Source organism: Bacteroides sp. AM32-11AC (assembly GCF_003603515.1).
GTDB classification, from domain to species: Bacteria; Bacteroidota; Bacteroidia; order Bacteroidales; family Bacteroidaceae; genus Bacteroides; species Bacteroides uniformis.
This window is the reverse complement of sequence record NZ_QTNH01000006.1, coordinates 276882-290468: the sequence shown is the minus strand read 5'-3', so window position 1 is coordinate 290468 and position 13587 is coordinate 276882. Positions and strand designations below refer to the sequence as shown.

At 44.2% G+C, this 13587-nt stretch carries 13 protein-coding genes; 10 read left to right on the top strand and 3 right to left on the bottom strand.

From position 1 onward, the window contains the following. Nucleotides 1–219: 219 nt before the first annotated feature. The 5 genes from DW800_RS08815 to der all read left to right on the top strand — a co-directional run bounded on the left by DW800_RS08815 (nt 220) and on the right by der (nt 4454). Nucleotides 220–798: a DUF177 domain-containing protein gene (locus DW800_RS08815; RefSeq protein ID WP_005829530.1), complete on the top strand. Its 579-nt coding sequence runs from the start codon at nt 220–222 to the stop codon at nt 796–798. Between the two features lie 12 nt (nt 799–810). After that, nucleotides 811–996: a 50S ribosomal protein L32 gene (gene rpmF / locus DW800_RS08810; RefSeq protein WP_004288267.1), complete on the top strand. Its 186-nt coding sequence runs from the start codon at nt 811–813 to the stop codon at nt 994–996. Nucleotides 997–1119: 123 nt separating this feature from the next. After that, a complete protein-coding gene (locus DW800_RS08805) occupies nt 1120–2124 on the top strand; it encodes a beta-ketoacyl-ACP synthase III (RefSeq protein ID WP_005829534.1) in 1005 nt (334 codons plus the stop codon). Between the two features lie 85 nt (nt 2125–2209). Beyond that, nucleotides 2210–3091, top strand: coding sequence for a GTPase Era (gene era, locus DW800_RS08800; RefSeq protein ID WP_005829536.1), 882 nt, complete (start codon nt 2210–2212; stop codon nt 3089–3091). A 49-nt stretch (nt 3092–3140) separates the two neighbouring features. Continuing rightward, the gene (gene der / locus DW800_RS08795) at nt 3141–4454 is read left to right on the top strand and encodes a ribosome biogenesis GTPase Der (protein ID WP_005829538.1); all 1314 of its coding nucleotides are present in this window, start codon (nt 3141–3143) and stop codon (nt 4452–4454) included. Between the two features lie 114 nt (nt 4455–4568). Here the strand turns inward: der and DW800_RS08790 are convergent, their stop codons facing one another. Further along, the gene (locus tag DW800_RS08790; protein WP_005829539.1) at nt 4569–5339 is read right to left on the bottom strand and encodes an ABC transporter ATP-binding protein; all 771 of its coding nucleotides are present in this window, start codon (nt 5337–5339) and stop codon (nt 4569–4571) included. Beyond that, nucleotides 5336–6079 carry an MlaE family ABC transporter permease gene (locus DW800_RS08785; protein WP_005829541.1) on the bottom strand — a complete coding sequence of 248 codons (744 nt, stop codon included), beginning with the start codon at nt 6077–6079 and terminating at the stop codon, nt 5336–5338. The genes DW800_RS08790 and DW800_RS08785 overlap by 4 nt, the downstream gene beginning before the upstream one ends. 182 nt (nt 6080–6261) lie before the next feature. On the opposite strand from DW800_RS08785, the gene lptB reads away from it, so the two are divergent. Then, nucleotides 6262–7002 carry an LPS export ABC transporter ATP-binding protein gene (lptB, locus tag DW800_RS08780; RefSeq protein ID WP_034523256.1) on the top strand — a complete coding sequence of 247 codons (741 nt, stop codon included), beginning with the start codon at nt 6262–6264 and terminating at the stop codon, nt 7000–7002. Between the two features lie 80 nt (nt 7003–7082). Here lptB and DW800_RS08775 read toward each other — a convergent pair whose 3' ends face one another. Next, nucleotides 7083–7331 carry an RNA recognition motif domain-containing protein gene (locus DW800_RS08775; RefSeq protein WP_005829545.1) on the bottom strand — a complete coding sequence of 83 codons (249 nt, stop codon included), beginning with the start codon at nt 7329–7331 and terminating at the stop codon, nt 7083–7085. Nucleotides 7332–7805: 474 nt separating this feature from the next. Here DW800_RS08775 and tig point away from each other — a divergent pair, with 474 nt between their 5' ends. The 4 genes from tig (at nt 7806) to recQ (ending at nt 13560) form a co-directional block, all read left to right on the top strand. Then, complete coding sequence (gene tig / locus DW800_RS08770) at nt 7806–9161, top strand: trigger factor (protein ID WP_005829551.1); 1356 nt, start codon at nt 7806–7808, stop codon at nt 9159–9161. A gap of 131 nt (nt 9162–9292) precedes the next feature. Then, nucleotides 9293–9955 carry an ATP-dependent Clp endopeptidase proteolytic subunit ClpP gene (gene clpP / locus DW800_RS08765; protein WP_005829555.1) on the top strand — a complete coding sequence of 221 codons (663 nt, stop codon included), beginning with the start codon at nt 9293–9295 and terminating at the stop codon, nt 9953–9955. Between the two features lie 2 nt (nt 9956–9957). Beyond that, nucleotides 9958–11202 carry an ATP-dependent Clp protease ATP-binding subunit ClpX gene (gene clpX / locus DW800_RS08760; protein ID WP_005829557.1) on the top strand — a complete coding sequence of 415 codons (1245 nt, stop codon included), beginning with the start codon at nt 9958–9960 and terminating at the stop codon, nt 11200–11202. Nucleotides 11203–11376: 174 nt separating this feature from the next. Further along, a complete protein-coding gene (gene recQ / locus DW800_RS08755) occupies nt 11377–13560 on the top strand; it encodes a DNA helicase RecQ (protein WP_005829559.1) in 2184 nt (727 codons plus the stop codon). Nucleotides 13561–13587: the final 27 nt, after the last annotated feature.

Genomic DNA, 13587 nt, shown 5'->3' with positions numbered 1-13587 from the left:
CCGTGTCTGATAAGGATACGGAGGCTTTGTTCGTTTTATATCTTTACATATACTTGGATGCCGGCATGGATTGTTCTTGTGTTTTAGGCCATGAGTTTTCTGCTGATTTGTAGTGATATCAGGGTGAAATGAACATAAAAAAATGAATATTTTACTCTAAATACTACATAATGAGGATAATTATTCGTATCTTTGTCGCCCGAATAAACAAAAGAAGCTTTGGGAAAGTTTGATAAATACAAAATAGACCTGAAAGGTATGCAAGCAGATTCATGCAAATATGAGTTTGTGCTAGACAACCTTTTCTTTGCCAATATTGATGGACCGGAAGTGCAGAAGGGTAAAGTCAATGTGGTGTTAGTTGTAAAGAAAACATCTCGTGCTTTCGAATTGAACTTCCAGACAGACGGAATGGTGTGGGTGCCATGTGACCGTTGTTTGGACGATATGGAACAGCTTGTCAGCTCGACAGATAAGCTGCTGGTTAAGTTCGGTCATGAATATGCCGAAGAAGGTGACAATCTCATTGTAATTCCCGAAGAGGAAGGTGAGATTAATGTAGCATGGTTTATGTACGAGTTTGTAGCTTTGGCCATCCCCATGAAGCATGTGCATGCTCCGGGTAAGTGTAACAAGGCAATGACCAGCAAATTGAGTAAGCATATGCGCACTACTCCGGATGATGATATGGCTGAGGACACATTTGCTCCGGAAGAAGAGGTGGAGCTGATGAATGAAGAAGAAACGCAGGTAGACCCGCGTTGGGACGAATTAAAGAAAATATTAGATAACAATTAAAGATTAAAGAAAATGGCACATCCTAAGAGAAGACAGTCAAAAACAAGAACTGCGAAGAGAAGAACTCATGATAAAGCAGTAGCTCCTACACTGGCTATTTGCCCGAATTGTGGTGAGTGGCATGTATATCACACTGTATGTGGTGCATGTGGTTACTATAGAGGTAAGCTTGCAGTTGAAAAGGAAGCTGCCGTATAATTACGGTCAGTTTGACTAAAACTTATACTTGAATATCGGGCGTCTAAAAAGATTTGTAATTTAATAAGCAAACCTTTTTAGACTACCGTTGTTTCAGTAGTTCTATAAGTAAACAAGATTTTAATGGAAAAAATAAATGCAGTAATTACAGGAGTCGGCGGTTATGTACCTGATTACGTCTTGACGAACGACGAAATCTCAAGAATGGTGGATACCAATGACGAATGGATTATGACTCGTATCGGAGTAAAGGAAAGACGTATCCTGAATGAAGAAGGGTTAGGTAGTTCCTATATGGCGCGTAAAGCTGCCAAACAGCTGATGCAACGTACTGGCGCGGATCCGGATGATATAGATCTGGTGATTGTAGCTACTTCCACTCCGGATTATCATTTCCCTTCTACAGCTTCTATTTTATGTGATAAGCTAAGGCTGAAAAATGCATATGCTTTTGACTTGCAGGCAGCCTGCAGCGGATTTCTCTATCTGATGGAGACGGCGGCCAATTTCATCCGTTCTGGAAGATATAAGAAGGTTATCATTGTGGGAGCCGACAAGATGTCGTCAATGGTTGATTATACAGACCGTGCTACTTGTCCTATCTTTGGAGACGGCGCTGCAGCTTTCATGCTCGAGCCGACAACAGAAGATGTAGGTATTATGGATGCTATTCTGAGAACCGACGGCAAAGGTTTGCCTTTCCTGCATATGAAAGCGGGTGGGTCGGTTTGTCCTCCCTCTTATTTTACTGTAGACAACCACATGCATTACATTTATCAGGAAGGACGTACTGTGTTTAAGTATGCCGTATCCAATATGTCGGATGTTAGCGCGGCCATTGCCGAGAAAAACGGTCTGACAAAGGATAGCATTGACTGGGTGATTCCGCACCAGGCCAATCTTCGTATCATTGATGCTGTGGCACATCGTCTGGAAGTTCCTCGTGAGAAAGTACTGATTAATATCGAACGTTACGGCAATACCAGTGCTGCTACGTTGCCTCTTTGCATCTGGGACTTTGAAGATAAGCTGAAGAAAGGCGACAACCTTATTTTCACTGCATTCGGCGCAGGATTTACCTGGGGAGCCGTGTATGTGAAGTGGGGATACGACGGAAAGAAGCAGTAACATACTATTGCTAAATATAATATGATAAAAACGCATCCTATTTCGATTCGATGCGTTTTTTTGTCTCAATTCAAATACTGAAGTCATGCACAAAGCAGGTTTTGTAAATATCGTGGGAAATCCGAATGTGGGCAAATCCACATTGATGAACGTTTTGGTAGGTGAGCGCATTTCTATCGCCACTTTCAAGGCGCAGACCACCCGTCATCGGATTATGGGCATCTATAATACGGATGACATGCAAATTGTGTTTTCGGACACTCCGGGTGTATTGAAGCCAAACTATAAGTTACAGGAGTCCATGCTGAATTTCTCCACTTCGGCATTGACGGATGCGGATGTGTTGCTGTATGTGACAGATGTGGTTGAGACTCCCGACAAGCATAATGACTTTGTGGAGAAAGTGGGACACTTGGACGTTCCGGTATTGCTGCTTATCAATAAGATTGATTTAAGCAACCAGGAAAAGCTGGTGGAACTGGTGGAAGCATGGAAGGAATTGCTGCCGAAGGCGGAAATTATTCCTATCTCTGCTACTTCGAAATTTAATGTGGATTATGTCATGAAGCGGGTGAAGGAGCTGTTGCCCGACTCTCCTCCCTATTTCGACAAGGACCAGTGGACGGACAAGCCGGCGCGTTTCTTCGTGACCGAAATAATCCGTGAGAAAATTCTGTTGTACTACGATAAGGAAATCCCTTATTCGGTGGAGGTGATGGTAGAACAGTTTAAGGAGGAGGCAAAGAAGATTCATATCAGTGCCGTAATCTATGTGGAGCGTGATTCGCAAAAAGGTATTATCATAGGCAAGCAGGGGAAGGCTTTGAAGAAAGTGGCTACTGAAGCGCGCCGTGATTTGGAGAGGTTTTTCGGGAAAACGATATTCCTGGAGACGTTTGTGAAAGTTGATAAGGATTGGCGGAGTTCGGACAAGGAACTGCGTAATTTTGGTTATCAGCTGGATTAAGAGTTATTCATACGACTGTGACAGTCGCAAAAAACAAAGAGTGTGAACTATGGGAAATTTAGTTGCAATCGTAGGACGTCCCAATGTGGGAAAGTCTACATTATTTAACCGTCTGACCAAGACACGTCAGGCAATTGTGAATGAGGAAGCGGGAACCACCCGTGACCGCCAATATGGAAAGACCGAATGGTTGGGACGTGAGTTCTCCGTGGTAGATACCGGCGGTTGGGTAGTGAACTCTGATGATATTTTCGAAGAAGAGATTCGTAAGCAGGTATTGATGGCGGTGGACGAAGCCGACGTGATACTGTTCGTGGTGGATGTGATGAACGGGGTTACGGACCTCGACGAGCAGGTAGCTGCCATCTTGCGTCGTGCCAAGAAGCCTGTGTTGCTGGTTGCCAATAAGACTGATAATCATGAACTGCAATACAATGCCCCTGAGTTCTATAGCTTGGGTTTGGGTGACCCTTATTGTATTTCTGCTGTAACGGGTAGCGGTACGGGCGATATGATGGACCTTATCGTCAGCAAGTTCAAGAAGGAATCTGATGAAATTCTGGACGAGGATATTCCCCGCTTTGCAGTAGTGGGACGCCCTAATGCCGGAAAGTCTTCCATAGTCAATGCCTTTATTGGAGAAGACCGCAACATCGTGACGGAGATTGCCGGTACCACGCGCGATTCTATCTATACCCGCTACAATAAATTCGGTTTTGATTTCTACCTGGTAGATACGGCGGGTATCCGTAAGAAGAACAAGGTGAATGAGGATTTGGAGTACTACTCCGTAATCCGTTCCATTCGTTCCATTGAGAATGCAGATGTATGTATTTTGATGGTAGACGCTACGCGTGGCATCGAAAGCCAGGATTTGAATATCTTCTCCTTGATACAGAAGAATGCCAAGGGGCTGGTGGTTGTGGTGAACAAGTGGGACTTGGTGAAGGACAAGACTGTGAAGGTGATGAAGACTTTCGAAGATGCTATCCGCAACCGTTTCGCTCCGTTTGTGGATTTTCCTATCATCTTTGCTTCGGCACTGACCAAACAGCGTATTCTGAAGGTATTGGAAGAGGCGCGTGATGTGTACGAAAATCGTATGACGCGTATTCCGACAGCTCGTTTGAACGAGGAAATGCTGCCGCTTATCGAGGCGTATCCACCCCCTTCAATTAAGGGTAAGTATATCAAGATAAAGTATATTACGCAGTTGCCCAATACCCAGGTGCCGTCATTTGTTTATTTTGCAAATCTTCCACAATATGTGAAAGAGCCTTACAGACGATTCCTGGAAAATAAGATGCGTGAGAAATGGAAGTTGACCGGAACTCCGATAAATATCTATATCCGGCAGAAGTAAAATATATCGTGATGATATAGTCGATTCTATTAACTGGTTTTATGAAGAGAAAGCGTCCGGAACATAGCTTCCGGACGCTTTCTTATGTAATAGGTTAGAAAATGAGGTGTGGTTTTATCCTTCAAGGTTCTGTATCTCCACTTCTTTGACTTTCCGGAATAGGTCAGATGCAAATATGAAACTGTTCAACCGCTCGTTGGTGGAAGTGAAGATATCGTCTTTATTGCCTTCCCATTCTTTGTGTCCTTCGTAAATATAGATGATTTTTTCTCCGATACCCATTACAGAGTTCATGTCATGAGTGTTGATGAGAGTAGTCATATTGTATTCTCGGGTTATATCTTGTATCAGTTCGTCGATGACAAGCGAGGTCTTGGGGTCAAGTCCTGAATTCGGCTCGTCACAGAACAAGTATTGCGGGTTTAGGGCAATGGCACGGGCAATGGCTACGCGTTTCTGCATACCGCCGCTGATTTCTCCGGGAAATTTGTCTTTGGCTTCAATCAGGTTTACACGCTCCAGGCAGAACATGGCACGACGAGTCCGGTCGCGCAGGGTATCGTTGCTGAACATGTTCAGTGGAAACATCACGTTGTCCAGTACCGTCATGGAATCGAACAGCGCGGCACTTTGGAAAATCATTCCCATTTCCCGGCGGAGCGCTTTCTTTTCCTTCTTTCCCATGGCGAGGAAGTTGCGGTGGTCATACAACAATTCTCCTTTGTCCGGTGTCAGCAGACCCACGATACATTTCATGAGTACGGTTTTTCCCGAACCGCTCTGCCCTATGATCAGGTTGGTCTTTCCATTCTCGAAAGTGGCATTGATATCTTTCAGTACCTCTTTTTCTTCAAATGATTTGCAAAGTCCTTTCAGTTCAATCATCCCATTAAAAGTTGAGTTAATATTAGGTCGGCGAATAAGATAAGTACGCTGCTGCATACTACGGAGTCGGTGGACGCCTTGCCCACTTCGATGGAACCGCCTTCGACGGTGTAACCGAAGAATGCCGATACGCTGGCAATGATAAAGGCAAAGAACAGCGACTTGATGATGCCGCACCAAATAAACCATTCGACAAACATGTACTGCAAGCCGTATTCCAAATCTACTGCCGACATGATACCGCCGAACCAGCAAGTACAGAAGGCACCTATGATACCGGCGAATATACTGAACGTCACCATCAGTGGAATGGTTGTCACCATAGCGGCAATTTTCGGTAGGATGAGATAGTTGGCAGAATTGACACCCATAATTTCAAGGGCGTCTATCTGCTGGGTGACTCGCATGGTGCCCAGCTCCGAGGCGATGTTTGACCCGACCTTTCCTGCCAGAATCAGACACATGATGGAGGAGGAGAATTCCAGCAGCATGATTTCTCGGGTTACATATCCCACTGTCCATCGAGGCATGAAAGGACTCTCGATGTTCAACTTTATCTGTATGGTGATTACAGCTCCGATGAAGAACGATATCAGCAATACGATGCCGATAGAGTTCACGCCGAGCTGTTCCAACTCGTTGACATATTGGCGGAAAAACATACGCATACGTTCGGGACGGGCAAATACGCGTCCCATCAGTATGATATATCGTCCCACTGTCTTAAGTGCTTTAAACATAACATATAAGTATTTGAATGCAAATGTACACTATTTCGGCTTATTTTTGCTACATTTGCGGCGAAAACCTTTAGAGTATGGAAGAAGAAAAAGGCATAAAGGACAATGTAGAGGAAGTTAAGGAAAATCTGCAGGCTGGACCAAGCTTGACTGCCGGGGCAGAGCCACGGGAGGAAGGTAGCATGGTGCTGCGTACGGAGGATTTGGTGAAAAAGTACGGAAAGCGTACGGTGGTGAGCCATGTGTCCATTGATGTGAAGCAAGGAGAAATTGTCGGTTTGCTGGGACCGAATGGTGCTGGTAAGACAACTTCGTTTTATATGACCGTAGGGCTGATTACTCCCAATGAGGGACGTATCTTCTTGAATGATTTGGATATAACGAAATATCCGGTATACAAGCGTGCGCAGACGGGTATCGGTTATTTGGCGCAGGAGGCTTCCGTGTTCCGTCAAATGAGTGTGGAAGACAATATTGCATCTGTACTGGAAATGACTGACAAGCCTTTGGAGTATCAGAAAGACAAGCTGGAGAGCCTGATTGCAGAGTTCCGCTTGCAGAAGGTAAGGAAGAACAAGGGTAACCAGTTATCAGGTGGCGAGCGGCGCCGTACAGAAATTGCCCGTTGTCTGGCCATTGACCCCAAATTTATTATGTTGGACGAGCCTTTTGCTGGTGTAGACCCGATTGCAGTGGAGGATATTCAGCAGATTGTGTGGAAGTTGAAAGATAGGAATATCGGCATTTTGATTACTGACCACAATGTGCAGGAGACGCTGAGCATTACCGATCGTGCTTATCTGCTATTTGAAGGAAAAATTCTGTTCCAGGGTACGCCGGAAGAGTTGGCCGAGAATAAGATTGTACGTGAAAAGTACCTGAGTAATAGCTTCGTACTTCGTCGCAAGGATTTTATGAAGTAATCCCGGATACTGTCGATTGATAGAAATAAAAAAGACCACTCATTCAGTGGCCTTTTTTATTTCTCCTTAAATCTCTATGATTAATATTTTGGAGGTCTTGCTTCTTTCACTACCATTTGGCGGCCGAAGAATTCAGCACCGTCTAGTTCGGCAATAGCTTTAGCTGCAGCAGCGTCATCTTCCATTTCTACAAAAGCGATGCCTCTGAAACGTCCGGTGGTGCGGTCATTGATAAATTTTACAGAAGATACTGTGCCGTAATCTTCCATTGCCTTCTGCAGGTCACTCTCCTTAACGCGGTAGTTAAGGTTTCCAACATAAATGTTCATAATGAAATTGATAAAATAAATATAATGAATAAAACTCTCTTGGAAGGAAGGCTGAATAATAAATGGATTACAACGACAGAGAGTTTACAAAAGCGTTCTTGAAAACGGAAGTAAAAACCATGTAATGGAAATCGAAAAACTAATGCGCCATCATTCCGCGACAAAGAAACGCATAAAATTCGGATAAACAATGTTTTTCCTTAATTATTTTTGTAGATTGTCGTGCCTTCGGGCAACTCCCATTTCTCTTCATAGAAACTGGACGGTTCGGTTTATCATCGTCTTTTCCCTGAGTATCTTTCCCATAAACGTCCTCCGTTGTCAGTCCGATGGTTGGGCTCTTCTACCGCTCTATCCAAGAATTAAACTGAAATAAATCGGCAATGTTCTTTTGATAATTGAAAGAATAACGCTAATTTTGCACGCCCATTTGAGATATGGAACAAAGTATAAATCAAATAAATAATTGTCAGAATGAACGTTTCATTACAAAACATTGACAAAGTAAGCGCACTGCTTACTGTAAAGCTTGAGAAAGCAGATTATCAGGAAAAAGTAGACAAATCATTGAAGAGCTTCCGTCAGAAGGCACAGATTCCCGGTTTCCGTAAGGGAATGGTTCCTATGAGCTTAGTTAAGAAAATGTATGGTAAGTCTGCATTGGCTGAAGAGGTGAACAAGCTGCTTTCAGAAACAGTATATAAGTATATCCAGGACAATAAGGTAAATATATTGGGCGAGCCTTTGCCCAACGAAGACAAGCAGCAGGAAATTGATTTCGATACTATGGAAGAGTTCGAATTCTTGTTTGATATTGCTTTGGCTCCGGAATTTAAAGCTGAAGTCAGTGCAAAAGATAAGGTAGATTACTATACTATTGAAGTTACAGACGAAATGGTGGATAACCAGGTCAAGGCTTACACTCAACGTAACGGCAAGTATGACAAGGTAGACGTTTACGAGGACAATGACATGCTGAAAGGTTTGCTTGCTGAACTGGATGAAGAAGGTAATACCAAAGAGGGTGGTATTCAGGTGGAAGGTGCTGTAATGATGCCTTCGTACATGAAAAATGATGAACAGAAAGCTATCTTTGCCGGTGCAAAAGTGAACGATGTGCTTGTATTCAATCCGAATACTGCTTGGGACGGAAATGCTGCCGAATTGTCTTCTTTATTGAAGATTGACAAGGAAGCTGCTCCCGAAGTAAAATCCAATTTCAGCTTCCAGGTAGAAGAAATCACACGTTTCGTTCCGGGTGACTTGACTCAGGAAATTTTCGACCAGGTATTTGGCGAAGGTAATGTGAAAACGGAAGAGGAATTCCGTGCCAAAGTGAAGGAAGTTATTGCCAACCAGTTCGTGGCAGACAGTGACTATAAGTTCTTGATTGACGCACGTAAGATGCTGACAGAGAAAGTAGGCAAGCTGGAATTCCCGGATGCATTACTGAAGCGCATTATGCGTCTGAACAATCCTGACAAGGAAGAAAGCTTTGTAGAGGACAACTATGACAAGAGCATCGAAGAGCTGACTTGGCACCTGATTAAAGAACAGCTGGTGAAAGCCAATGATATCAAGGTTGAGCAGGAAGACATCACAAACATGGCTAAGGAAGCTACCCGCGCACAGTTTGCACAATATGGTATGATGAGTGTGCCTGAAGAAATCCTGGAAAACTACTCAAAGGAAATGCTTAAGAAGAAAGAGAGCATAGAAGGCTTGGTTAATCGTGTGGTTGAATCTAAATTGGCTACAGCATTGAAGTCTCAGGTGGAACTGGAGCATAAGAACGTTTCTGCTGAAGAGTTCAATAAGATGTTTGCATAAGAGTAATGTGAGCCTACGGCTAAAATTTATAAAGAAACACAGAGTTTGACAAACTATAACTCTGTGTTTTTTTGTGTCTCTGTGTTCTTTTTTGTTTCTTTGTATCCTTATAAATTAAAAAATAGAAAGAAATGGATGATTTTAGAAAATACGCTACCAAGCATCTTGGTATGAACAGTTTGGTGCTGGACGATGTGATTAAATCACAAGCCGGCTATTTGAATCCCTATATCCTCGAGGAACGCCAGCTCAATGTAACGCAGTTGGACGTGTTTTCCCGTCTGATGATGGACCGCATCATTTTCCTCGGTACGCAGGTTGATGACTATACAGCCAATACTTTGCAGGCTCAGTTGCTTTATCTGGATTCGGTGGATCCGGGCAAGGATATTTCCATCTATATCAATTCGCCGGGCGGTTCGGTATATGCCGGTCTGGGTATTTATGATACCATGCAGTTCATCAGTAGTGATGTGGCTACCATCTGTACTGGAATGGCGGCAAGCATGGCAGCCGTATTGCTGGTTGCCGGTGCCGAAGGCAAACGCTCCGCATTGACCCACTCCCGCGTGATGATACACCAGCCGATGGGAGGTGCCCAGGGGCAGGCCTCGGATATTGAAATCACGGCACGTGAAATCCAGAAGTTGAAGAAAGAACTTTATACCATTATCGCCGACCACTCCCACACTCCCTTTGACAAGGTATGGGCAGATTCTGACCGTGACTACTGGATGACAGCCCAGGAAGCCAAAGAATATGGTATGGTAGATGAGGTTTTGATTAAAAAATAAATATGGCAGATTCAAGAAAGAATAAAAATAGATGCAGTTTTTGCGGTCGCACCGAAGATGAAGTCGGATTTCTCATAACGGGGATGAATGGCTATATCTGCGACAGTTGCGCCACCCAGGCTTATGAGATTACTCAGGAGGCTTTGGGGGCTGGCAAGAAGGCAAGTGCCACGAAGCTGAATCTGAAAGAACTTCCTAAACCCGTAGAAATAAAGAAGTTCCTCGATCAATATGTCATTGGTCAGGACGATGCCAAGCGTTTCTTGTCTGTGTCGGTGTACAACCATTACAAACGTCTGCTCCAGAAGGACGGCGGTGATGATGTGGAGATTGAAAAATCGAACATCATCATGGTAGGCAGTACCGGTACGGGAAAGACGTTATTGGCGCGTACTATCGCAAAGTTGCTGCATGTTCCTTTTACTATTGTAGATGCAACAGTTCTGACAGAGGCAGGTTATGTGGGTGAGGACATTGAAAGCATTTTGACACGTCTGCTCCAGGTGGCGGATTATAACGTGCCCGAGGCAGAGCAAGGTATCGTGTTTATTGATGAGATAGACAAAATAGCGCGCAAGGGTGATAATCCTTCCATAACCCGTGATGTGAGTGGTGAAGGCGTGCAGCAGGGATTGCTGAAACTGCTGGAAGGTTCTGTGGTGAATGTGCCTCCCCAGGGTGGGCGCAAGCATCCCGACCAGAAAATGATTCCGGTCAATACCAAGAATATTCTGTTCATTTGCGGTGGGGCTTTCGATGGCATTGAAAAGAAAATTGCCCAGCGGCTGAATACGCACGTTGTCGGGTATAGCGCTGTACGCAATACGGCAACCATTGATAAGAGCAACATGATGCAGTACATTGCTCCGCAGGATTTGAAGTCGTTCGGACTGATTCCCGAGATTATCGGCCGCCTTCCGGTGCTGACTTATCTGAATCCGTTGGACCGTGCGGCATTGCGCTCCATTCTTACGGAACCGAAGAATTCCATCATCAAGCAATACATCAAACTGTTTGAGATGGACAATGTGAAGCTGACGTTTGAAGATGCTGTATTTGAATATATCGTGGATAAAGCGGTAGAATATAAGTTGGGAGCCCGCGGCTTGCGTTCCATTGTGGAGACAATTATGATGGATGCCATGTTCGAAATTCCGTCAGAACAGAAGGACAATTTTGTTGTGACGTTGGACTACGCCAAGCGCCAGCTTGAAAAGGCAAATATAGCACGACTGCAAAGTGCTTAAGAATCAGATGGTAATACGGGGTAAAACCGACTATTTTACTTTTTATTGAAAAATATTCGATGGATTATGCTTGAAATTTAAGAAGTTGTTTATAACTTTGTTAGGGTTCTTTGTGAAAACAAGGCGGAGTACCACTATTAAAAGTTAACTCAATAAACAACAACCTAATGAATCATGGCAGGGAAGAAGATTAATTTGATAGACCAGCTGAAGAAATACTTCGGGTTCGATACATTTAAAGGAAATCAGGAAGCAATCATAGAGAATCTGTTGGCGGGTAATGATACATTCGTGTTGATGCCTACCGGTGGTGGAAAATCTTTGTGCTACCAACTGCCGTCCTTGTTGATGGAGGGCACGGGTATCGTGATTTCTCCTCTGATTGCCTTGATGAAGAATCAGGTCGATGCGATGCGTAACTTCAGCGAAGAGGATGGGATAGCCCACTTCATCAATTCTTCCCTAAACAAGAGCGCGATAGACCAGGTCCGGTCCGACATACTCAGTGGTAAGACAAAGCTGTTGTATGTAGCTCCGGAATCACTGACGAAGGAAGAGAATGTGGAGTTTCTGAAAACGGTGAAGATTTCGTTCTATGCCGTGGACGAAGCCCATTGTATTTCTGAATGGGGTCATGACTTCCGTCCTGAGTATCGCCGCATCCGTCCCATTATCAATGAAATAGGAAAAGCCCCTCTGATAGCGTTGACTGCGACGGCTACACCGAAAGTGCAGCATGACATCCAGAAGAATCTGGGTATGGTGGATGCGCAGGTGTTCAAGTCATCGTTCAACCGCCCGAATCTCTATTATGAGGTACGCCCCAAGACTGCAAATGTAGACCGGGACATCATCAAGTTCATTAAGAACAATCCCGAAAAGTCAGGCATTATCTATTGCCTGAGCCGGAAGAAAGTGGAGGAACTTGCTGAAATCCTGCAGGCAAACGGAATCAATGCCCGTGCCTATCATGCCGGAATGGATTCGGCTACACGAACACAGAACCAGGATGATTTCCTGATGGAAAAAATTGATGTGATTGTAGCTACCATTGCTTTTGGTATGGGTATTGACAAACCGGATGTGCGTTATGTTATCCATTATGATATTCCCAAAAGTCTGGAAGGATATTACCAGGAGACCGGACGTGCCGGAAGAGATGGAGGAGAAGGGCAGTGTATTACTTTCTATACCAATAAAGACTTGCAGAAGCTCGAGAAGTTTATGCAAGGCAAACCTGTAGCAGAGCAGGAAATTGGCAAGCAGCTTCTGCTGGAGACTGCTGCGTATGCCGAATCTTCCGTATGCCGCCGAAAAGCATTGCTTCATTACTTCGGCGAAGAATATATAGAAGAAAATTGTGGTAATTGTGACAATTGTTTAAATCCGAAAAAACAAGTGGAAGCTCAAGAATTATTGTGTACCGTGATTGAAGCTATTCTCGCGGTGAAAGAAAATTTTAAAGCGGACTATATTATAGACATAATACAAGGTAAGGAAACTTCAGAAGTGCAGGCGCATCTGCATGAAGATCTCGAAGTGTTCGGCTCTGGTATGGGCGAAGAAGACAAAACGTGGAATGCTGTGATCCGTCAGGCACTTATTGCCGGTTACCTGAGTAAGGATGTCGAAAACTATGGCTTGCTGAAAGTGACAGATGACGGTAAGAAGTTCCTTAAACATCCCAAATCATTCAAAATAGTGGAAGACAATGACTTTGAGGATGTGGAAGAGGAAGCACCTGCACGTGGAGGCGGTGCGTGTGCGGTAGACCCGGCATTGTACTCCATGTTGAAGGACTTACGAAAGAAGTTGTCCAAGAAGTTGGAAGTGCCTCCTTATGTCATTTTCCAAGACCCGTCTTTGGAAGCGATGGCGACCATATATCCGGTGACTTTGGACGAGTTGCAGAACATACCGGGTGTAGGAGCCGGAAAGGCAAAACGCTACGGCGAGGAATTCTGTAAACTCATTAAGCGGCACTGTGAGGAGAATGAGATTGAACGTCCCGAGGACTTGCGTGTGCGTACTGTGGCCAATAAGTCAAAAATGAAGGTGGCCATCATTCAGGCCATTGACCGTAAGGTGGCATTGGATGACATTGCCATGTCAAAGGGCATTGAGTTTGAAGAGCTGCTGGATGAGATAGAAGCTATCGTCTACTCCGGAACGAAATTGAATATCGACTATTTCTTGGAGGATATTATGGATGAAGACCACTTGCTGGATATCTATGATTATTTCAAGGAATCTACCACTGATAAGATTGACGATGCTCTGGATGAGTTGGGTGATGACTTTACGGAAGAAGAGGTACGTTTGGTACGCATCAAGTTTATTTCAGAGATGGCAAACTGATTGGTTTTAGTTGATAAAAAAGAAAAA